The sequence below is a fragment of the Methylomagnum ishizawai genome (assembly GCF_019670005.1).
In the GTDB taxonomy this organism is placed as follows: domain Bacteria; phylum Pseudomonadota; class Gammaproteobacteria; order Methylococcales; family Methylococcaceae; genus Methylomagnum; species Methylomagnum ishizawai.
In genome coordinates this window covers 3,387,590-3,408,265 of record NZ_AP019783.1, presented here as the reverse complement: position 1 = coordinate 3,408,265, position 20,676 = coordinate 3,387,590, and the positions used below count along the sequence as shown (strand labels likewise).

Annotated in this window: 17 protein-coding genes; 6 read left to right on the top strand and 11 right to left on the bottom strand. The window is 64.9% G+C overall.

The genetic code is table 11. The annotated features are described in order from the left end of the window. The first annotated feature begins 179 nt into the window (after nt 1-179). Complete coding sequence (locus tag K5658_RS15495) at nt 180-3,683, top strand: bifunctional diguanylate cyclase/phosphodiesterase (protein WP_221064011.1); 3,504 nt, start codon at nt 180-182, stop codon at nt 3,681-3,683. Nucleotides 3,684-3,690: 7 nt separating this feature from the next. On the opposite strand, the gene K5658_RS15490 is transcribed toward K5658_RS15495, so the two are convergent. Continuing rightward, nucleotides 3,691-3,849 (bottom strand): hypothetical protein, encoded by a 159-nt coding sequence (locus tag K5658_RS15490; RefSeq protein ID WP_221064010.1) that lies wholly within the window; start codon nt 3,847-3,849, stop codon nt 3,691-3,693. 505 nt (nt 3,850-4,354) lie between these two features. On the opposite strand from K5658_RS15490, the gene K5658_RS15485 reads away from it, so the two are divergent. Beyond that, a complete protein-coding gene (locus K5658_RS15485) occupies nt 4,355-6,709 on the top strand; it encodes a PAS domain-containing hybrid sensor histidine kinase/response regulator (RefSeq protein WP_221064009.1) in 2,355 nt (784 codons plus the stop codon). Between the two features lie 433 nt (nt 6,710-7,142). On the opposite strand, the gene K5658_RS15480 is transcribed toward K5658_RS15485, so the two are convergent. After that, nucleotides 7,143-7,337 carry a hypothetical protein gene (locus K5658_RS15480; RefSeq protein ID WP_221064008.1) on the bottom strand — a complete coding sequence of 65 codons (195 nt, stop codon included), beginning with the start codon at nt 7,335-7,337 and terminating at the stop codon, nt 7,143-7,145. Further along, a complete protein-coding gene (locus K5658_RS15475; protein ID WP_221064007.1) occupies nt 7,324-7,791 on the bottom strand; it encodes a PepSY domain-containing protein in 468 nt (155 codons plus the stop codon). The genes K5658_RS15480 and K5658_RS15475 overlap by 14 nt, the downstream gene beginning before the upstream one ends. A gap of 211 nt (nt 7,792-8,002) precedes the next feature. On the opposite strand from K5658_RS15475, the gene egtB reads away from it, so the two are divergent. Together egtB and egtD are read left to right on the top strand one after the other, a co-directional pair. Next, entirely contained in the window at nt 8,003-9,295 is a 1,293-nt protein-coding gene (gene egtB, locus K5658_RS15470) for an ergothioneine biosynthesis protein EgtB (protein ID WP_221064006.1), read from the top strand. Further along, nucleotides 9,292-10,272 carry an L-histidine N(alpha)-methyltransferase gene (egtD, locus tag K5658_RS15465; RefSeq protein ID WP_221064005.1) on the top strand — a complete coding sequence of 327 codons (981 nt, stop codon included), beginning with the start codon at nt 9,292-9,294 and terminating at the stop codon, nt 10,270-10,272. Before egtB ends, egtD begins: the two co-directional genes overlap by 4 nt. Before the next feature lie 57 nt (nt 10,273-10,329). On the opposite strand, the gene recC is transcribed toward egtD, so the two are convergent. From recC to K5658_RS15440, 5 genes are read right to left on the bottom strand one after another with little or no spacing between them, the layout of a single operon-like run. Beyond that, nucleotides 10,330-13,623 (bottom strand): exodeoxyribonuclease V subunit gamma, encoded by a 3,294-nt coding sequence (gene recC / locus K5658_RS15460; RefSeq protein WP_221064004.1) that lies wholly within the window; start codon nt 13,621-13,623, stop codon nt 10,330-10,332. 43 nt (nt 13,624-13,666) lie between these two features. Beyond that, nucleotides 13,667-13,948, bottom strand: coding sequence for a hypothetical protein (locus K5658_RS15455; RefSeq protein WP_221064003.1), 282 nt, complete (start codon nt 13,946-13,948; stop codon nt 13,667-13,669). Continuing rightward, complete coding sequence (locus K5658_RS15450) at nt 13,930-14,385, bottom strand: putative toxin-antitoxin system toxin component, PIN family (protein ID WP_221064002.1); 456 nt, start codon at nt 14,383-14,385, stop codon at nt 13,930-13,932. Before K5658_RS15450 ends, K5658_RS15455 begins: the two co-directional genes overlap by 19 nt. 8 nt (nt 14,386-14,393) lie before the next feature. Beyond that, on the bottom strand, nt 14,394-15,920 hold the full coding sequence (locus tag K5658_RS15445; protein WP_221064001.1) for a YifB family Mg chelatase-like AAA ATPase: 1,527 nt from the start codon (nt 15,918-15,920) through the stop codon (nt 14,394-14,396). Nucleotides 15,921-15,936: 16 nt separating this feature from the next. After that, a complete protein-coding gene (locus K5658_RS15440; RefSeq protein WP_221064000.1) occupies nt 15,937-16,194 on the bottom strand; it encodes an accessory factor UbiK family protein in 258 nt (85 codons plus the stop codon). A 254-nt stretch (nt 16,195-16,448) separates the two neighbouring features. Between K5658_RS15440 and K5658_RS15435 the strand changes: the two genes are divergently transcribed. After that, complete coding sequence (locus tag K5658_RS15435) at nt 16,449-17,372, top strand: adenylate/guanylate cyclase domain-containing protein (RefSeq protein WP_221063999.1); 924 nt, start codon at nt 16,449-16,451, stop codon at nt 17,370-17,372. Between the two features lie 39 nt (nt 17,373-17,411). Beyond that, nucleotides 17,412-18,353 carry an adenylate/guanylate cyclase domain-containing protein gene (locus K5658_RS15430; protein ID WP_221063998.1) on the top strand — a complete coding sequence of 314 codons (942 nt, stop codon included), beginning with the start codon at nt 17,412-17,414 and terminating at the stop codon, nt 18,351-18,353. On the opposite strand, the gene K5658_RS15425 is transcribed toward K5658_RS15430, so the two are convergent. The 3 genes from K5658_RS15425 to nagZ are packed head-to-tail and all read right to left on the bottom strand — an operon-like array spanning nt 18,340 to nt 20,669. Continuing rightward, nucleotides 18,340-19,077, bottom strand: coding sequence for an S-methyl-5'-thioinosine phosphorylase (locus tag K5658_RS15425; protein ID WP_221063997.1), 738 nt, complete (start codon nt 19,075-19,077; stop codon nt 18,340-18,342). The two genes, K5658_RS15430 and K5658_RS15425, sit on opposite strands and share 14 nt — an antisense overlap. 12 nt (nt 19,078-19,089) lie before the next feature. Further along, nucleotides 19,090-19,644 (bottom strand): hypoxanthine-guanine phosphoribosyltransferase, encoded by a 555-nt coding sequence (locus tag K5658_RS15420; protein ID WP_221063996.1) that lies wholly within the window; start codon nt 19,642-19,644, stop codon nt 19,090-19,092. 8 nt (nt 19,645-19,652) lie between these two features. After that, on the bottom strand, nt 19,653-20,669 hold the full coding sequence (nagZ, locus tag K5658_RS15415; protein ID WP_246628457.1) for a beta-N-acetylhexosaminidase: 1,017 nt from the start codon (nt 20,667-20,669) through the stop codon (nt 19,653-19,655). Nucleotides 20,670-20,676: the final 7 nt, after the last annotated feature.

Sequence of the window (20,676 nt, the reverse complement as noted above, 5' to 3'; positions counted from 1 at the left end):
ACTATAGGCCCCGTGTGGTTCTCATGCGTCCAATTGCACCGCGCTAAATCGCATTTACAACTACAACTTTAGTGGAATTACGGGAACCGTAGGCCTGGAACGGAGACCAAAGATAGGTGTTGCCTCTTAACCGGGATTTCGGCACCCATCCAGGGTTTTAGGTCCATCCCATGGAAAGAATGGAACTGAGAAAGCGGGCAGAGGATGCGCTCTTGGCGGGGATTCATGGACTGGCGGCGGAATCATTCCGTCCCGAAACCACCGAGGAAACCCGGCAGTACCTGGAACGCTTGCTCCAAGAGTTACAAGTCTACGATGCCGAACTAGAAATACAAAACCACGAGTTGCGGATCGCCCAAACGGAATTGGAAAATTCCCGCAACCGCTATGTCGATCTTTTCGACTTCTCCCCCTTGGGCTATCTCACCCTGGATAAGGATGGCGTCATCCGGGAAATCAACCTGACCGCAGCGATCCTGTTCCAACGGGAGCGGCAATCCATCTTGAACCATCCGTTGGTCCATTTCGTAGTGCCCGAGGACCGGCAGTCCTTGATCGGGCATCTGAGGCGCTGTCAGCGACGGGAGGAGTCTTCGGTCACCACCGAACTCCGGATCGTAGGGAAAAGCGGGGCATCCCTGCCCGTCGAGCTATACAGCGTGGCGGAACCGGCGGTTTCCGATAGCGGTCTGTTCCGTACCGCCATGACTGACATCGCCCGGCGCAAGGCCATCGAGGAGGAACTTCTGCGCGCCCGCGATGAGCAGGAGCGGCGGCTGGTCGAACTGGACGCCGCCAACGCCACGCTCGCGGCCATCCTCGCGAATATGCCGGTGGGGTTATCGATCACTGATGCGAAGGGCAACTTGGTCACCCATAACAAGACCGGCCTGACGTTGCATGGCCTATCCGACGACCGCGCCATGGACCTCGGCATCGGCGAGTACAGCCAAGCGTTCGAACTCCGTACCCTCGATGGGGCCATCCTACCTTTGGAGCAATGGCCCGTGTCCAAGGCGTTGCGTGGGGAATTCGTGCGGGATTTCGATCTATGCCTGAGGAACCGTCTCACCGGTAAGGAACACTTTGTTTCATATACGGTGGCACCCGTGGAAAGCCGGGGGAATGGCCTGATCCTATACGTCGTCCAAGACCTGGCCGAACGCAGACGGGCCGAGGAGGCCCTGCGCCGGAGCGAGGAACTGAACCGCCGGACCCTACAGGCCCTTCCGGCGCATATTGCCGTCATCGATTCCGCCGGGGCCATCATCGCGGTTAACGCGGCTTGGACCCGCTTCGCGCGGGACAACGCGGCCTCCGGCCTGTCCGCCGTGACCATAGGTGCCAACTACCTGGAGGTCTGCGCCCGAGCCTCCGCTTCGGCCCCGGACACGGCGGAAGCCCTGGCCGGCATCCAGGCGGTGTTGGACGGTAGGCTGGACCAGTTTGAAATGGAATATCGCTGCCCTGGCCCATCGGAGGAACGCTGGTTCCACATGAATGTCGTCCCGTACCGCATCGACGGGGTTGGTGGCGCGGTCATCAGCCATTTGAACATCACCGGGCGCAAGCAAGCCGAGGAGCGGCTCCGCCAAAGCGAGGAACGGCTCAAGGAGCGGGAGCGGATGCTCTCGGAATCCCAGGCCTTGGCGCACATCGGCAGCTGGGCCTACGATCCGGTCCGGGACCGGGTGGTCTGGACCGATGAAACCTACCGCCTGTTTGGCGTCTCGCCCGGTGACTTCGCGCACACCCTGGAAGCCTTCCTCGGCCTGATCCATCCCGACGACTGGGCACCGATACGGCAGTGGATGGAGACCGCCTCGGCGGGCCAATCCCCCGGAGCCCTGCGGCTCCGTGTGGCCGGTCCAGGGGGACGGAACCGCCTGCTCGAAGGACGGGGCCAACTGGTGCCCGACGGGCGGGGCGGGCCTTCCCGGATGATCGGCACGGTCCAGGACATCACCGAGCGGGAGGCCGCCGAGCGCGCCCTGCGCGAGAGCGAGGCCCGCTTCCGCGCCATGGCCGACAATATCGCCCAGCTCGCCTGGATGGCCGACCCGGACGGCTCCATCTTCTGGTACAACCGGCGCTGGTACGAGTACACCGGCGGCACGCCCCAAACCATGATGGGGGAGGATTGGCGCTCGGCGCACCATCCCGACCATGTCGAGCGCGTCACCGCCCATTACCGGGCTTCCATCGCCTTGGGCGAGCCATGGGAGGATATTTTTCCACTGCTTGGCGTGGACGGGAGATACCGCTGGTTCCTGTCCCGCGCCCTGCCGATCCGCGACGGGGAGGGCCGCACCACCCTGTGGTTCGGCACCAGCACCGACATCACCGAACAAAAGGAACAGCAGGAAAGGATCGAACATCTGGCCTTCCATGACGTGCTGACCCAATTGCCCAACCGGGCGTTCTTCCGGGAGCGGTTGGCCGCCGATCTCGCGCAGGCGGAGCGCCGGGGCGGCCCCATGGCGGTGTTCGTGCTCGACCTCGACCACTTCAAACAGATCAACGATTCCCTTGGCCACCTGGTCGGGGATGCTTTGTTGAGGGAGGCGGCCAGGCGTATGCGTGCCTGCGTCCGCGAACAGGACTGCGTGGCCCGGCAAGGCGGGGACGAATTCATGCTCGTCCTGCCCGACACCGACGCCGATGGTGCCGCCCACGCGGCCGAGAAGATCGTTGAGGCCCTCTCCACCTCCTTCGACATCTGTGGTAACGAACTCCATATCAGTTGTAGCCTGGGCATCAGCCTCTATCCCGACAACGGCCGGGACGCCAACGGCTTGATCAGGAACGCCGACGTGGCGATGTACCGCGCCAAGCAGAATGGGCGCAATGGCTACCAATTCTTCACCGAGGAGATGCAGCGGGAGGCGATACGGACCCTGGGCCTGGAACACCAGCTGAGGCTGGCGTTGCGGCGGGGTGAACTGCTCTTGCATTACCAACCCCAGGTGGATATTCATAACGGCGGGGTGGTGGGTTGCGAGGCTCTGCTGCGCTGGCGGCATTCAGACGGGAGCCTGACCGGACCGGAAAGCTTCATACCCCTGGCGGAGGAAAACGGGCTGATTGCCGATATCGGGCTCTGGGTTTTGCACGAGGCCGCCATGCAGGCGGAAGCCTGGGAACGGTCCGGTAAGATCCCATACCCGGTGCCAGTCTCGGTCAACCTGTCCGCCCAGCAATTCCGCTACGACCGCCAACGTAGCGCCATCAGCGAGCAGGTGGCCAGGGTACTCCGGGACACGGGCGTCACACCGGGCCTGCTGGAATTGGAGATTACCGAAACGGGACTGATGGAGGACAGCGCCTGGACAGCCATGACCCTGAACACCCTGCGCGAAATGGGCGTGCGTGTGGCCATCGACGACTTCGGTGTCGGCTATTCCAGTTTGAGCTACCTGAAGACCTTCCCGGTCAGCCGGTTGAAAATCGATCAATCCTTCATCCGCAACATCGCCTGGGACTCCCAAGACGAGGCCATCGTCGACACCATCATCAACCTGGGGCGGAATTTCGGACTCAGAGTGATCGCCGAGGGCGTGGAGACACGGGAGCAATTCAATAAACTCCGGGAGAAGGGTTGCGACGAGGCCCAAGGCTTTTATTTCAGCGAACCCCTGCCTGCCGAAGAACTGCGAGCCTGGTTGTTGAGAGAGCGCCCATAATTCCCCGTTACCGCCCATCCGGGGCAGCATCCAACAGGAACACGCCGGGCTTGCCATGACCTTGGTGTAGGCCAAGTTTGCGCAGGGCCCTTGTCGGTTTCAGCGCGTTGTCCGGCGTCCAGGCCGGGGAGGCCAGGGGCATCGCCGAGGCGTTCAGGGATGCCACAGGGGATTCCGAGATCGCCATGATTGGCAGGACATCCGCGAGCTTGAATCGCGCATGGACGCCAAGATCAACGACATCAAATTCGACATGGTGAAATGGATGCCGGGATGTTGCTGGCGCAAGCCGGGCTGGTCGCGGCCCTGGTCAAGCTGCTCTAAACCCCCCGCCGTAAGGACGCGGCCCAAGCCAAATGCCCAGAGGCCCGCCCCGAGCGGGCTTTTTCGCGCCTTGTCGCCTGTCCTGGGGGTCCGGTGCGAAGCCCCGGCGTCGGATTCGGTGACGGTGGTGGTGTTTTGAGTGTGCTATCGCGCGCCGCCGCCGAAGTGTTCGTGGTGGCCCAAATTCGGTACCCGCCATGAGCCGCATGCCCTGGCCACCATCAATCCAGCCGTCCTCTTGTAAGCGATTGGTTCGATGTCGATCCCGCATTTTATCCACAATGGTTAATTGGTTCATATGGTCCAGTCTGCCTGGATAGTCCCATTGAGAAAGCGCAAGGTTCCCCATGGACGAAGTTTTTCGGTTATTAACCCCCGCCGGTTTCATGCCCCACGGCTATTGCCTCAGCTGGTCGCCTTGGCTGCTGTGGGCCTTCGTGGTCAGCGACGGCCTGATTTTCGCATCGTATTTGTCCCTGCCGGTCGCCCTCGGCTATTTCGCGCGGCATCGCCGGGACTTCCCCTACGTCCGTGTCCTCTGGCTGTTCGCCATTTTCATCCTCGCTTGTGGTATGACGCACCTCATGGGCGTGGTCGTGCTTTGGAAGCCCCTCTATTGGCTGGATGTCTTGTTCAAGGCATTCACGGCCCTGGTTTCCCTGCTCACCGCCGTGGTCCTATGGCCCTTGATGCCACGGATCCTGAGCTTGCCCAATCCCGCCGAACTGCGCGAGGCGAACGAGCGGCTGCACCGGGAAATCGCCGAGCGGGAACGCGCCGAGGTGGCTTTGAAAGCGGCTAACGAGATGCTGGAATGGGGTTTGGTGGCCGAGCGTACGCGGGTGGCGGCCATCGTCGAGTCCTCCGGGGACGCCATCATCGGGGAATCCTTGGAAGGGTTCATCACCAGTTGGAATCCCGCCGCCGAGAGGATATTCGGCTACCCCGCCGGGGAGGCGGTGGGCCGCCCGGCGCTGATGCTCCGTCCCCCGGAGTTCGCCGCGATGGAGACGGAAATCGCCGGGCGGATCGCGGGCGGTGAGCGCATCGACAATTTCGAGGCCACGCTCATGCGCAAGGACGGTGGGCGGATCGATATTTCGGAGACCCTCTCGCCCATCAAGGACCGCCAGGGCCAGGTGGTGGGCATGTCGAGGATCGCCCGCGACATCACCGAACACAAACGGGACGGGGAGGCGCTGCGCGAAAGTGAAGAGCGGTTCCGCCTCCTGGTGGAGGCGATGGCGATAATCGTGTGGGAGACCGATCCGGCGGGCGAACTGATGGGCGACGTTTCGGGTTGGCGGTCCTTCAGCGGCCAGACACCGGAGGAATGGTCGCACGAAGGGTGGGCCAATGCCATCCACCCCGAGGACCGCGAGCGGGCCTTGTCGGGTTGGCAGACGGCGGTACGGCTCGGGGCTGTTTACAACGCCGAGTATCGCCTCCGGCGGGTTGACGGGGTGTGGCGGTGGGCGAGCGTGACGGGCACACCGGTCCGCAGCGAGGATGGCCGCATCCTCAAGTGGGTCGGTATGATCAGCGACATCACCGAGCGCAAGCAGGCCGAAGCGGCCCTCCTCAAGGCCGACAGCCAGAAGAACGTATTCCTCGCCATGCTGGCCCACGAACTCCGCAATCCCCTGGCGCCGATCACCCACGCCGTCCAAATCCTCCGGCGACCCGGCTTGAAGGATGCCCAGCTTGCTTGGTGCCGCGATGTCATCGATCGCCAAGCCGGGCAAATGACCCGGCTGGTGGACGACCTCCTGGACATCTCCCGCATCACACGGGGCAAGATCGAACTCCGTAAGGAGCCGCTTGCCGTGGCGGACCTCATGCTGCGGGCCGTCGAGACCAGCCGACCGCTGATCAACGATCGGCGGCATGAACTGACCGTCCATTTGCCGCCGGAACCCATCCTCATCGAGGGCGATAGGGTCCGGCTGATCCAGGTGGTGTCGAACCTGCTCAACAACGCCGCCAAATACACCGATACGGGGGGGCGGATTGGGCTAAGCGTCGAGTGCGACGGCGCGGAGGTGGGCATCCGGGTCCGCGATACCGGGCAGGGCCTCGATCCCAGGGCCTTGCCCCATGTGTTCGATCTGTTCTACCAAACGGACCGGACCCTCGACCGCCCCGAGGGCGGCTTGGGGATTGGCCTGTCCCTGGTCAAGCGGCTGGTGGACCTGCACGGTGGCACCGTGCAAGCGTTCAGCGCCGGACGGGGCCGGGGCAGCGAATTCGTCGTCCGCCTGCCGCGCCTGCCGGATCCGCCCACCGTCGAATCCGTCGAATCCGTCGCGGTCGCCATGGCGCCGTCGAGCGGACTCCATATCTTGGTGGTGGATGACAACCGCGACGCCGCCGATAGCCTCGCGCTGCTGCTGGAAAGCGATGGGCACCGAGTGCGGGCGGCCTACGACGGCGAGGAGGGGCTGAAGATGGCGCTGGCCGAACCGCCGCAGGTGGTCCTGCTCGACATCGGGCTGCCGGGCATGGATGGCTACGCGGTGGCGCGGACTTTGCGGCAGTCCGCCGAATTGAAGGGGAGTTGGCTGATCGCCCTGACGGGCTATGGGCAAGCCGAGGACCGGGAAAAATCGCGGGCCGCCGGGTTCGACCGGCACTTGGTCAAACCGGTCGATTTCGAAGCGCTGCAAGGCGCGTTGGCGGAGTACCGGGTTCGCGGCAGTTAAGCGCAGCGGATCATGGCGGCGCGACGGGCAGGGAGGCGGAGAGGACGAGTGCCAGGACGGCCCCAGTGGCGTGGATTGCAGAATGCGCGGACATGGAACCTCGAAGTGGGAAGACGATGCTTGGTCCGCTAAAAGCTACCACAACACCGCGCACGGCGGTTCATGGTGTGGCGGGCTGAGGCGGCAGGGCAGGGGAGGGCAGCGTGAAAGAACGTGAAAGCAGGCGGGCAGAGGGTGGCAACCACTGGCACAGTCTGGCAAGGCTTCACGCGGGGCAGGCGTGGAATTGCCTTTGAAATCAGTATATTGCGTTTGGAGTGGTGGATTCACACGGCAGGGGTCATAGGTTCAAATCCTATACCGCCCACCAATCCACTTTCCGAATCAAAGACTTAAAAGCCGGGCCTAAAACCCGGCTTTTATTTTGCCGGATTCACTTCCGGCGGCGGACCAGGGCCATTTCTGGCTTCCTCTCGCCCTCCGTGGCGCACAACCTTTCCACGCACTCGATGAGCCGGGCGAAGGTGTGCCGCAGGTCGTGGACGCATACACTGGGCAATTCAGCGGCCTCCCTGGCCTTGACCACGCCTTGTTGGTCAACCTTCTCGGTCCGTTCAGTCCTTTTCATCCTCGACATCGACGATGCCGGCGTCTTCGGAGATGAACACCTCTATGCGCCGACCCTGGCCGTAGGCACCCTCGAATTCATAACCCTTGGGTCCGCCGACGCGGGTCACGGCCTTGGTTTCCTCGGGGTCGAAACCGGGCCAGCCCAGCTTGAGCTTGTCGCGCACCGCCTGCGGGGTTTGCTTGAACGGCAGTTCTATCTCGGTTTGGATCAACTTGCCGTCCGGGGCGATTTCCACCTCGACCCGGTGGTCCTGGGCCTGGCCTTTCAGTTCGTAGCGGATGCCGCCGTGTTCGGTTTCCTGCTCGGCGCGTAGCCAGCGCGCGCCGGGCACGGCTTGGTCGGCGGTGGCTGTGATTTCCGGGGGAAGTTGGGCCAGGGTAATATCCCGTTCCCGTTCGGCGGCCAAGACGGCGAAGGCCAGGGCGGTGGAGAGGGCGATCAATCTACGCATGGCTAATCCTCCATGATGTGTGGATCGGGCCGGTCCTGGCCCGGGGGATGGGTTTCCCTGGCTTAGACGCGGAGCCGGGCAGCGTTATCCATCCCCGCTGGAATCCGTCCGTGGCGGGCCGTCCACCCATGGGCCTGTAGGTAATCGTCCAAACTTACGCGCCCCGCCCCCGTCTTTAGAATCGGGCGGGTATTCACAACGAGGATTGCTTATGTCCCTGGCCGAACAGCGCCTCCCGCAACGCACGGAAGCCCTCACCGCGCTCGCCGGACACTATCGGGCCGTGCGCCTGGACACCGAAACCCTGTGCCGGCCATTGGCCTTGGAGGATTACGGGGTCCAGGGCATGGCCGATGTCAGTCCGCCGAAATGGCATCTGGCCCATACCGCTTGGTTTTTCGAGCGCTTCGTGCTGCGGCCCTATGCCCATGCTTACCGGGTTTTCCATGCCCGCTACGACGAGCTTTTCAACTCCTATTACCAAACCGTGGGCGCTTGCTGGCCACGGGAACGGCGTGGGCTGCTATCCCGGCCCACGGTGGGGGAGGTTGTGGATTACCGCGCCCAGGTCGATGCCGCCATGGTGGCGCTGCTCGGCGCGGTGCCGGTGCCGGTGCGGGAGGAGGTCGCCGCCCGCACCGTGCTGGGCCTCCATCACGAGCAACAGCACCAGGAATTATTGCTCGCCGATATCCAATACAACTTCGCGCTCAATCCCCTACGGCCCGCATACCGGGAAACATCGGCCCGGTCTGGGGACAAGGCACCGCCTTGGCGCTGGCTGGACTACGCGGGCGGACTCTGCGACATCGGCCATGCGGGCGCGGGCTTCGCCTACGACAACGAGACGCCGCGCCATGCGGTTTATCTGCGCGGCTACCGTTTGGCCTCGCGTTTGGCCACTTGCGGGGAGTACCTGGAATTCATGCGCGACGATGGCTACCGCCGTCCCGGACTCTGGCTGGCGGATGGCTGGGCCAAGGTCCGGCGCGAAGGTTGGACGGCCCCGCTGTATTGGGAATGGCGCGAGGGCGCGTGGTGGCGGATGGGCCTGGGTGGGTTGGAGCCTTTGGATTTGGAGGAACCGGTCTGCCATGTCAGTTTCTACGAGGCCGAGGCCTATGCCCGCTGGCGGGGCTGCCGTCTACCCACCGAGGCGGAGTGGGAAGCCGCCGCCGCCGGGATGGAAATCACCGGCCAGTTCCGCGAGGCGGGCCGTTACCGCCCGGCGGTGGCCGGGGCGGTTCCCGCGGATGGACCGGCGCAAATGTTCGGCGCTGCCTGGGAATGGACCCAAAGCGTCTACGCGCCTTATCCGGGCTTCCGGCCCTTGGCGGGTGCCTTGGGCGAATACAACGGCAAGTTCATGTGCAATCAAATGGTGCTGCGCGGCGGCTCCTGCGCCACGCCCCGCGATCATATCCGGGCCAGCTACCGCAATTTCTTCTATCCGTGGGACCGCTGGCCATTCGCCGGCATCCGCCTGGCCGGAGATGTGCCATGACCCAGTGGTTGCGCTTCACCCAAAAGGCTGCGGGGACCGCGGATTTCCGGGCCGAGGTTTTGACGGGGCTGGGACAGGCGCATAAGTGCCTGCCGCCCAAATTCTTCTACGACCGGGAGGGCAGCGCCCTGTTCGAGGCCCTCTGCGCGACGCCGGAGTATTATCCGGCCCGCGCCGAGACCGCTATCCTGCGCGACCATGCCGGGGCCATCGCCGAGGCCGTGGGCCGGGATTGCGTGCTGATCGAACCGGGCAGCGGGGCCAGCCGCAAGGTGCGGCTCCTGCTGGATGGGTTGCGGCCCAGCCTCTACCTGCCGCTGGATATTTGCGGGGAATACCTGCTGGGCGCGGCCCGCGCCCTCGCCACCGAGCGGCCAGGATTGCGGGTACATGCCGTCTGCATGGACTATGGCCGGGGCTTGGACCTTTTGGAATCCTGCCTGCCGCCCGGCGACCACAAGCGGGTGGTGTTTTTTCCGGGTTCGACCATCGGCAATTTCGAGCCCGGCGAAGCCTTGGCCTTCCTGGTGCAGGTGGCCCGGTTGGTGGCCCCGGATGGCGGGTTGTTGATCGGGGTCGATGTGCGCAAGGAGCCGGAACGTTTGCACCGCGCCTATAACGACGCCCAAGGGCTGACCCGCCAGTTCAACCTGAACCTGCTGCGCCGCATCAACCACGCTTTGCAGGCCGATTTCGATCCGGACCGGTTCTGCCATTACGCCTTCTACCATACCCGCAAGTGCCGGGTCGAAATGCACTTGGTCAGCCGGGGTGCCCAGCGGGTCGGGGTGGCGGGTGAATCGCTGGGCTTCGCCGATGGGGAATCCATCCACACCGAGAATTGCTACAAGTACACGGTGGAGGAATTCCGGGCCTTGGCGGGCATGGCCGGATTCCGGACGGTGGAGTGCTGGCGGGACGAAGAGGGTTTGTTCAGCGTGCAGTATTTCGAGCTGGGGGGGCAGGGCGCGGATTAGCGGGCCGGACGCGGATTCCCAAGCGGAGCTTGGGAACCCGCGCAAACTTGGGATGGCCTACCCGGCTTGCTCCATCGCCACCACCAGCGGTCCCAATACCGCCAAAGCCAAGCGCTCGAACTCATCGTCCAAAGGATCGGTATCGCGGTAGACCGCTTGGTAATAGGCATTGCCGCCTTCCCCGCCCACAAAATCCGAGCCCGCCCAAACCCCCCGGGCCTGTTCCAAGGCCTGTTGCCGCAGGGCTTCCGGGTCGAGGGCGGCCAGTTTCTTGGACGGGGCCAGCCGCAGTTTGGCGTAGGTATAGGAGGCCTTCGGGAACAGCGGCAGCGGGCGGCGCAGTCCCGCCGCATAGGTCCGTAGCAGCTTTGCCAGTTCGGTCGCCGCGTCGTCCACTTCGCCCAGCTCGATGGTTGTTTGCGGCGTGCGCAGCAACGAGCGTTTTGCCACCCCCTCCGGCGCGGCGAGGCAGAGCAGCAAATGCCGCAGCCATAGCCTTACCAACTGATGCGGCTTGGGGCTATCGAAGCCATATTCCAGTATCCCCGGCGCCGACACCCCGGCCAGGAACCCGCTCAGCACCAACCCTTCCGCCGCGAATTCCACCGGCAAGGGGGCCAAGCGCGGCGCGTCCAGATCGTCCAGCAACTCCGGCGCGAAGGTCTCGACCAAGCTGCGCTCCCGCCCATGCAGCACCAAACCGACCGGCCCATGCGGCAACAAACCCTGGGCTTCCGCCACCGCCAGGGCGCTGGTCCCGGCCCGGCCTTGGCGGAGGGCGTGCAGCACGTCGCGGCGGATGGTGTCGCGGGCGTCGTAGCCCAGGGCGAACGGTTCGCGGATATCGAAACCGCCGTCGGCTGCCTCCAAAATCAAATTCAGCCGCCGCCGCAACAGATAGCGGGCCGGGTTGCTGTAGAAATAGACGAAGCTGTCGGGGTCGAGCGTCCGCCATTCTTCTTCCGGTTCGGGCAGTTCGGCCTCGAACAGCGGCACCGGGTTTTTCTCGCCCCGGCCAATCTTGCGGGCGGCGTCCAGCCAAGTCGTGGAAAACCCCGGTAGCCGCCCATTCCCCTTGAAATAGGCCGGATCGAACGGCTGCAAGGGATGCACGGTCACGAGGTGCTTGGCCAAATCGGCGGTTGTCCCGTCCGCCAGGATCAGCACCGCGCTTTGCTTGGCCACGTCGATCAATTCCGACACCAGGGGCGAGGGCGGTAATTCGCCGTTGTCGCGGATGCCGCGCCCCACATAGCTGAGATACAGCCGCTCGCGGGCCGAGAGCAGGGTTTCCAGGAACAGATAACGGTCGTCCAAGCGCCGCGAACGGTCGCCCCGGCGCGGATGGCGCGAAGTCAGGTCGAAGCCGGGCGGATGGAAATTGCGCGGGAAGGTGTCGTAATTCAGCCCCAACAGCGCGATGACCCGGAATGGCAGGCTGCGCATCGGCACCATGGCGCAGAACGTCACCGCGCCGGTGAGGAAACCCAGCGTCCCCGCCGATTTGCCGAGCCGCCCCGCCAACCAGCTTTTCACCGTGCGGGCCGCGAGCGGGTCGCGGAAGCGGGCTTGTTCCGCCGTGTCGCGCAGGGTGTCGATATGCTTGCGCAACTGGGCCAGGACGGCCTCGTCGTCGCCGCGCGGGTCGAACATCCGGTCGATGAACAGGGTCAGCGTCTCGGCCCATTCCGCCGGGGAGCGCTCGCCCGTGAGCCGTCCGGCCCAGTCGAACAGGGTTTCCAGGAATTCCGCCAAACCGCCCAGGATCAAGGCCCGCCCGCCCTCGATATCGTCGAAGGGCATCGCGCCCTCGAACAAGGGCGGGGCCGCGCCCGCCACCTCGCGGGGCAGGGCATAGCCCAACATCAGGCGTTGCACCGCGTCGCGCCAAGTGTGGCGCGGCGTTTCCGGCAATTCATAGGCGGCTTTATGGGCGGCGTCGCGGCCCCAGCGGGCGCCCACCGCCCGCGCCCAAGCGTGGATTTGCGGCAGATCGTCGGCGGAGAGGCCGAAGCGGCGCAGGATGGCGGGTTGTTCCAGGTAGGCCAGGGTGGCGTCGGCGCTGAACCGGCTCTCGGGCAGGTCCAAAAGGCTCAGGAAGTTTTCCAGCAGGGGATGGCGGTGGGCCAAACCGCGGTCGGCGATGCTGAACGGGATGCGGGTGGCGGTGCGGCCCTCGGCGAACACGGCTTCGATATAGGGCGTGTATTTCTCGATATCCGGGGTCAAGACCGCCACATCGCCGGGTTGGAGGCTGGGGTCGGCGTCGAACCACGATAGGAGATGGTCGCGCAGGACTTCCACTTCGCGCATGGCCGAGTGGCAGGCGTGGATTTGTACGGAGCGGTCGGCGGCGGCGATTTCGACTTTTTCGGTGTTCTTGCGGTCGATCAATTCCAGGATATCGGCTTGCAGCAGATGGAGCAGGGTATCCCGCTCGGGGTTTTCGTCGAAATGGTCGTCGGGCTGGGCGGTGTCGGCCAGGGCGTCGAAAAATTCCCGGCCTTGCTTGCCCAAGGAGGCCAGCAGGGGATGTCCCACTTCTAGGTATAAATCCTCGGGTCGGCGCTCCCCGGCCAGCTTGCCGATTTCGCGTGGATCCCGGATTTCGCCCCAGTATTCGCGGCAAGGATTGAGGGTATAGAGCGCCACATCGCAATAGTTCCCCAGCGCCTTCAACAACTCGGTGAACATCGGCGGCAAGGCCGATACCCCGAACACGCTGAGCCGCTCCGGCAGGGCGTACCTCGACCCGCCGGGAAGTTTTTCCCCCGTCCCCACCGCCTGGATCCGCTCCAACAACTGCCGCATCCACCGCGCCCGGTGCGCCGCCGTTTCCCCGGCCACCAGATCGCGCCATAGCAGCGCCTGCCAAGCCTCGTCGCCGTCCAGGCCCAGCAGTTGGTGGTTTTCCCAGGCGCTGATCCAGTCTTCCCGGTACATCAGATATTGGTCGAACACGTCGGCGATCCGCGCCGCCAGATGGAAACGGCGCAACTCGCCCCCGCCCTGGAGATACCCGGCGAGACGCGGGGCGCGGTCCAGGTTTGCGGGCTGGTCCAGCCAGGCCATGATGCGGAAGGTCAACACCTCGGTGGCGAAGGGCGAGCGGCGCGGCAGTTCGCCGAACAAGCGGCGGCGCAGTTCCCAGACGAAGGCGGCGGGCAGGATGAAATCGACATTGGCGCAGATGCCCAGTTGGTCGGCCAACCGGAGCGATATCCAGCGGCCCATCCCCAGGCTTTGCACGACCATGACGTCGGGCTGGAACGGGGAGGACGGCGGGCGGTGTTGTTGGGCCAGGAGTCGGGCGAGGATTTCGAGTTTGTCGGCTTGGTAGAGGCGGAGCATGGCGGGGATTTTAAGAGGGGGATTTGCAGGGATTCACGGCGACCTAAACGGTCGTCGTGGGTCCAGGGCACCTTTCGGTGACGGCGTGTTCCAATTCGTCGCCCTCCATCGGGGGCGCATCCGGGGAGGCCGACAGCCAAGCATCGAAGGCGGCCAAGTCGCCGCGTGCTTGCCGGTCGTGGAAATAAGCTTCGGTTTGGAGCGCCGAGATTTTCTCGGCGATAGCGGAAATCAAAAGTTGATTGACGGAAATCCGTGTTTGTTCCGCGATTCTGGAAGCTTGGTTAAGCAAGGATTCGGGAATTTCTAGCGTGTAATCGGCCATGGGTTTCTTTCCTCCCGGAGTTGCCGTAGGAATACGTCGGGTTTCAGTACAGGCAATTGGAAATGTCCGGCGGCAGTGAAGTCGGTAATATTCAAGGTGATGAGCGCTTCCGCCCGTCCGTTGAGCGCGGTTTCCAATACCATTTCATCCGTTGCGTCTTGTAGCTGGGGCCGCCATAAATAGTGCGAATACACCGGCTCGATCAGCAAGCAAAGGGCGTCGAGGAAAGCGTCGATCATTTTTGCATCCCGGTTGCCGATGGCTAATTGTTCCGGTCGTTTCAGCACGGATTCATATTCCAGCATCAAGGGTATGGAGACGAGCGCGGTGAACCGCTCATTGCGTAGTTGCTCGAGCAAAGCGAACGATGCTCCGTTCCGGCTGCGGGAAGCGGCGACTAGGATATTCGTATCCAGGACGACGCGGGGTTTTTTCATATCGCCAGTCAAGCTTTCCCACCCTTGGCGGCCCCCCGATCCAACTTCCGATACCCAATCGCCTCGCTCAAATGCGCCACCGAAATCTGTTCCGTTCCCGCCAGATCGGCGATGGTCCGCGCCAATTTCAAAATACGGTGATAGGCCCGGTGCGACAGCCCCAGTTTCTCGATGGCGTGTTCCAACAGCCGGTGGCCCTCGTCGCTGATCGCGCACACCCGCTTGACCTGCTGCGGCGTCATCCAGGCATTGGGCCGTCCGGTGCGTTCCAGCGCCAGGGCGCGGGCCTTCGTCACCCTGGCGCGGAGGGTGGCGCTGGTTTCCTCGCCGCCGGGCGTGCCGTGGCGCAGCATTTCATGGGAGACGCGGGGCACTTCCAGATGCATATCGACCCGGTCCAGCAAGGGGCCGGAAATCCGCCCCCGGTAGCGCAGGATTTGCTCCGGCGAACAGCGGCAACGCCCCGAAGCATCGCCCAGGTAGCCGCAAGGGCAGGGATTCATGGCCGCGACCAATTGGAACTTGGCCGGGAAATCCACCTGCCGCGCCGCCCGTGAAATGGTGATGGCCCCGGTTTCCAAGGGTTCGCGCAGGACTTCCAGCACCTTGCGGTCGAATTCCGGCAATTCGTCGAGGAACAACACGCCATTGTGCGCCAGCGAGATTTCCCCCGGCTTGGGATTGCCGCCGCCGCCGACCAGGGCCGGAGCCGAGGCCGTGTGGTGCGGCGAGCGGAACGGCGGCCTGCGCCAAGCGCGCGGATCGAACGGCTGCTCGCTCACCGAGGCGATGGCGGCGCTTTCCAAGGCTTCCTCGTCCGACAGCGGCGGCATGATGCCCGGCAACCGGGAAGCCAGCATCGATTTGCCGGTGCCGGGCGGGCCGAGCATCAGGAGGTTATGGCGGCCGGCGGCGGCGACCTCCAAGGCCCGCTTGGCGTGGTAATGGCCGTGGACATCGGCGAAATCCGGGGTGTCTTCGCCCTCGGCGGCCACCGGGGCGGGCGGCTCGAACTCGATCCGGGTTTGCCCGTTGAGGTGGGCGCAGACTTCCAATAAATGCCCGGCGGGCAGGATTTGGGCCTTGTCCAGCAAGGCGGCTTCGGCGGCGTTTTCGCGGGGCACGATCAAGGCCCGGCCCGCCGCCCGCGCCCGCATCGCCACCGGCAAGGCACCCTTGATCGGGCGCAATTCCCCGCCCAGGGACAATTCCCCGACGCATTCCACACCTTCCAGCGCCTGCGCCCGCAACTGCCCGGACGCCGCCAGGATGCCCAGGGCGATGGCGAGGTCGAAGCGTCCGCCCTCTTTCGGAATATCCGCCGGGGCCATGTTGACCGTGATGCGTTGCAAGGGGAATTCGTAACGGCAGTTGAGCAAGGCACCGCGTACCCGGTCCTTGCTTTCTTTCACCGCCGTCTCGGGCAGGCCGACGATGGACAGGCTGGGCAGGCCGTTGGAAATATGCACTTCCACGGTCACCAAGGGGGCTTCGATGCCTTGCCGGCCCCGGGTGTAGACGACGGCCAGGGACATGCGCGCCTCCGTTGGGCTAGGGTTGAGGGGCGGTGGCTTTCTGTTCCAAGGCGGCGACGCGGCTTTCCAAGGCGGCGAGCTGCTCGCGGGTGCGGGCGAGGACGGCGCGTTGCACCTCGAATTCCTCGCGGCTGACCAGGTTCATCTTGGCGAAATGGGCTTGCAGCAGGGCTTGGAAATTTTTTTCCAATTCGCCGCGCAGGAGGTGGAAATCGGCGGGGACGGATTCGGCCAGTCGCCTAGCGAGGTCGGTGAGGGGGTGGGTGTCGAACATGGCGGTTTACGGTGTCGAAAATGGTGGGAAGAAGGCCCCGCCCGGCGGACGGGATCGCGGCGGGATAGGCGGCAAGGATAGCAATAGCCGGGCCTTGACGTCCAAGCGGGGCGGGGCCGGGGTCTGCCGTGGAGTCGCGCTCTCCTGTATCATGACCGCTACCCGTGCGGAACACCGCTCCGGTCCGGCCGCCTGGGTTATCCAATCCAAACATCAAGATCGACGATGGCCCACGCTAGACGAGGAGCGCTGCCATGACTTTCCTCCGGCCCGATGCGAAACAAGCGTCCACCCTGTGCGTGCTGTCCGCCGAGGTGGCGGATACCACCCTTATTTTCCAATCCCTGGGCGAGAGCGAAGGCGCGGGCCTGGTCTTCGATTGCCTGGGATTGATGAACGCGGTCATCCAATGCTTCGGGGGCCGCGCCCTGCATCCGCTCGGCGACGGGCTCCTGGCCGCCTTCCCCAGCGCCGACAACGCCGCCGCCGCCGCCGAGGACATGATGCGCCGCATCCACCGCGAACCCGGCCAGGGCGTGGGGCAGGCGGCTTTGAAGATCGGGCTGCACCAAGGGCCGGTCCTGGTCCGGGAGAGCGATATCTTCGCCGGGCAATACCACGCCTTCGGCGAAACGGTGCGTATCGCCATGCGTATGGCCGGGCTGGCCAAGTCCGGGCAGATCATGGCGACCCAGGCCACCTTGCAAGCCTTGCCGGCCCGCTGGCGGCAGGCGGCGCGGCTGTTGGAGGCGTTCACCGCCTCGGGCAACCGCGCCTGCGAACTGGCTTGGCGCCACCCCGACGGCAACACCCTGCTGACCCGGTTGCCGACCGCCCTCCCCAAGGGGGCCTTCAACCAGGCGACTTTGCGTTATCATCAACTCCGCTTCGTGCTGGACGACAGCCATAGCAGCCTCAGCCTGGGGCGCGAGTACATCAACGATATCGTGTTCGACGACCGGCGGGTTTCCCGCCAACACGCCAGGGTCGAGCGGCGGCGCGACAAGGTCGTCCTGATCGACAACAGCACCAACGGCACCTACGTCAGCTTCGAGGGGGCGCACGAGATTCCCCTGAAGATGGAGGAGATCGTGCTGTCGGGGCGGGGCACGATCAGCCTGGGTTGCGCCCATCGCGGCGGCGACGGGCCGGGCGTGCTGGAGTTCGAGGTGCTGTGAGCGCCGCCCGATCCATAGACCACCAAGGACCAAAAGACCATGACTATCGACGGGACCCGGACGAGTTCTTCGTTGACCCCCCTGTGCGTGCTGTTCGCCGACGTGTCCGGCAGTACCCACCTCTATGAATCGCTGGGCGACAAGCAGGCCATGCGGATCATCGGCGAGTGCATCAAGCGGATGGATTCGGCCACCAAGCTCCACGGCGGGACGACGGTGCAGATCGTCGGCGACGAGATCATGGCGACCTTCCCCAACCCGGAATTGGGCATGGAGGCCGCCGCCGACATGATGCGGCGCATCGTCGAGCAGCGCGAGGCGGTGGGCCTCCGGCTGGCCTTGCGGATCGGCCTGCACCATGGGCCGGTGCTGTTGCAGAACAATTATGTGTTCATCGACCAGCCCGATATTTTCGGCGACACGGTCAACACCGCCGCCCGCATCACGGCCCTGGCCAAATCCAACCAAATCCTCGCCAGCGCCGAGACCGTCGAATTGATGCCGCCGCGCTGGCGGCAGGCTTCGCGCAGCCTCGACGCCTTCAACCTCAAGGGCAAGAGCGAGGAGATGCGGATTTGCGAATTGCTGTGGGAGGACAAGGAGGACGCCACCATCATCCGGATGCCGATGGCGACCTCGCAGGCGCGTTTGGTGCTGAGCTATCTGGACCGGCGCTTGGTCCTGGACGAGACCCAGCGCGGCGTGAGCCTGGGCCGCGAGGCCGACAACGATTTCGCCATCGACGACCGGAGGATTTCGCGCCAGCACGCCACCATCGAGCGGCGGCAGAGCAAGTTCGTGCTGATCGACAAAAGCACCAACGGCAGCTTCGTCACCATCGAGGGCTATGGCGAAATCCCGGTGCGGCGGGAGGAATTCATCCTGCATGGCCGCGGCCATATCAGCCTGGGCCATGCCTACGACAACGCCGACCTGGCGGGGACGCTGGCGTTCGAGGTGGCTGGGTTCAGCCCGACATGAAATGCGTGAGGACCACCGCCAAATCGGCCATGCCGCGCTGTAGGTTGGCCTCGATGTCCGCCAGGGTGATTTCCCCTTCCACCTTGCCCGCCGCCCAATTGGCGACCACGGCGCAGCAGGCGTAATCCAGCCCGGCTTCCCGCGCCAGCGCCGCCTCCGGCATCCCGGTCATACCCACCAAGGCGCAGCCGTCGCGTTCCATGCGGGCGATTTCCGCCGCCGTTTCCAGCCGCGGGCCTTGGGTGCAACCATAGGCACCGCCATCGACCATGGGGATACCGGCGGCCTTTGCCGCACCGAGCAGGCGTTGCCGCAGGGTTTCGCTATAGGGCCGGGTGAAATCGATATGGGTGACGTGTTCGAGTCCGTCCTCGAAGAAGGTATGGGCGCGGCCATAGCTGTAGTCGATGATCTGATCGGGCGCGGCCAGCACGCCCGGTCCCATGTCGGCGCGGATGCCGCCCACCGCCGCCACCCCCACCACGCTTTCGATCCCCGCTTGCTTGAGCGCCGAGAGGTTGGCCCGGTAGTTGACCTTATGCGGCGGTATGGTGTGCGGATCGCCATGGCGGGCCAGGAACACCACGTCCTGGCCATGGAAACGCCCGTACACCAGATCGGCGGACGGCGCGCCATAGGGCGTGCCGACCCCGGCGCGGCGGACGATGTTGAAATCCGGCAGCCGGGTCAAGCCGGTGCCGCCGATGATGGCGATGCGTGTCATCCTGGGTTCCCCTCAATAGACGGTGGTGCAGGCGTAAATCCCCGGCCAGTTGCGGAGATAGCCCTTGTAATCCATGCCGTAGCCGAACAAATAGCGGTTCTCCGCCACCAAGCCGGTGAAATCGGCCCGGCAGGGTTTGTCCCGGCCCAAATCCTTGTCCACCAGCACGGCGATATGGACGGCGGCGGCGCCTTGTTCCAGGCACCAGCGGCGCAGTTCGGCCAGGGTGATGCCCTCGTCCAACACATCGTCCACCAATAGGACCACGCGGCCTTGGAGCGGGGTGTCGGGCTGGTGCTGCCAGCGCAGGACGGCCCCGCCGCGGGTCGCGCCTTGGTAGCGGCCCGCTTTGATGGAATCGATTTCCAGCGGGAACCGGAGCCGCAGCAACAGCCGGGCGGTAGGCAGGATGCCGCCGTTCAGCACGGACAGCACCAAGGGATTTTGGTCCTGGAGGCGGGTGGCGATGTCCGCCGCCATCCGGTCGATGGCGGCGTCGATCTGGGCTTCGGTGTAAAGGCAGTCGGCCTCGGCGGCGACCCGTGCGATTTCTTCTGATGTGGTCATGGTTGGGTTCAAGCAAGGGGGGAGATCAAGTCCACGGCGGCGCGCCAGTCGGCGCTGGCGAGCAAATCGGCGCGGGCGATGGGGAAACCGCCGCGCATCCGTTCCAAACGGGCCGACCGCGCCGGATCGGCGGGCAGGCTGGACAGGGTTTCCAACACCTGTTCGGCGGCTTCGGGCGCGTTGCAGGCCAGCACCATATCGCAACCGGCTTCCAGCGCCAGGCGGGCGCGGTCGGTGTGGTGGCCGGCGTAGGCCGCGCCCGCCATCGAGAGATCGTCGCTGAACACCGCGCCCGCGAAACCCAGGCGGCGGCGCAGCACCTCGCGTATCCAGAACGGGGAGAAGCCGGCCGGTTGGGCGTCGATCTGCTCATAGACCACATGGGCCGGCATGATGCCTTGGAGCCCCGCTTGGATCAGGGCGCGGAAGGGCGCGAGGTCGCGGCGCTCCAGTTCGGCGAAATCGCGGCGGTCGATGGGCAGGGCCAGATGCGAATCCTCGACCACGCCGCCGTGCCCTGGGAAGTGCTTGCCCACCGCCGCCATCCCGGCCCGGCGCATGCCCCGCATGAAAGCCAGGGCCAGCGCCGTGGCGGTGTCGGGGTCGTGGGCGAAGGCGCGGTCGCCGATGACCTGGCTGAGGCCGCATTCCACGTCCAGCACCGGGGCGAAACTGAAGTCCACATCGAAGGCCCGCAATTCGGCCGCCATCAGCCAGCCCGCCGCTTCGGCCAAGCGGGCCGGGTCGGCGCCGGTTTGGTAGCGGGCGGCGGGCGGCAGGCGGGTGAAGCCCTCGCGGAAGCGCTGCACCCGCCCGCCCTCGTGGTCCACGGCGATGAGCAGGTCCGGGCGGGTGTGGCGGATGGAAGCGACCAGGGCCGCGAGTTGTTCCGGGCTTTGATAATTGCGGGTGAACAGGATGATGCCGCCCGCCGCCGGGCTCATCAGTTTGTCCTTGTCTTCCGGGGCCAGGGCGGTGCCCTGGAGGTCGAACATGACGGGACCCGGTGGGTATTTCGCTTGCATGGGGGTG

Coding starts and splice junctions, on each gene's coding strand:
- K5658_RS15475 (WP_221064007.1), bottom strand. CDS start 7,791: ATGCGTAGATTGATCGCCCTCTCCACCGCCCTGGCCTTCGCCGTCTTG.
- nagZ (WP_246628457.1), bottom strand. CDS start 20,669: ATGCAAGCGAAATACCCACCGGGTCCCGTCATGTTCGACCTCCAGGGC.
- K5658_RS15495 (WP_221064011.1), top strand. CDS start 180: ATGGAACTGAGAAAGCGGGCAGAGGATGCGCTCTTGGCGGGGATTCAT.
- K5658_RS15435 (WP_221063999.1), top strand. CDS start 16,449: ATGACTTTCCTCCGGCCCGATGCGAAACAAGCGTCCACCCTGTGCGTG.
- K5658_RS15430 (WP_221063998.1), top strand. CDS start 17,412: ATGACTATCGACGGGACCCGGACGAGTTCTTCGTTGACCCCCCTGTGC.
- egtD (WP_221064005.1), top strand. CDS start 9,292: ATGACCCAGTGGTTGCGCTTCACCCAAAAGGCTGCGGGGACCGCGGAT.
- K5658_RS15480 (WP_221064008.1), bottom strand. CDS start 7,337: ATGAAAAGGACTGAACGGACCGAGAAGGTTGACCAACAAGGCGTGGTC.
- K5658_RS15455 (WP_221064003.1), bottom strand. CDS start 13,948: ATGGCCGATTACACGCTAGAAATTCCCGAATCCTTGCTTAACCAAGCT.
- recC (WP_221064004.1), bottom strand. CDS start 13,623: ATGCTCCGCCTCTACCAAGCCGACAAACTCGAAATCCTCGCCCGACTC.
- K5658_RS15420 (WP_221063996.1), bottom strand. CDS start 19,644: ATGACCACATCAGAAGAAATCGCACGGGTCGCCGCCGAGGCCGACTGC.
- K5658_RS15445 (WP_221064001.1), bottom strand. CDS start 15,920: ATGTCCCTGGCCGTCGTCTACACCCGGGGCCGGCAAGGCATCGAAGCC.
- K5658_RS15450 (WP_221064002.1), bottom strand. CDS start 14,385: ATGAAAAAACCCCGCGTCGTCCTGGATACGAATATCCTAGTCGCCGCT.
- K5658_RS15425 (WP_221063997.1), bottom strand. CDS start 19,077: ATGACACGCATCGCCATCATCGGCGGCACCGGCTTGACCCGGCTGCCG.
- K5658_RS15440 (WP_221064000.1), bottom strand. CDS start 16,194: ATGTTCGACACCCACCCCCTCACCGACCTCGCTAGGCGACTGGCCGAA.
- K5658_RS15485 (WP_221064009.1), top strand. CDS start 4,355: ATGGACGAAGTTTTTCGGTTATTAACCCCCGCCGGTTTCATGCCCCAC.
- egtB (WP_221064006.1), top strand. CDS start 8,003: ATGTCCCTGGCCGAACAGCGCCTCCCGCAACGCACGGAAGCCCTCACC.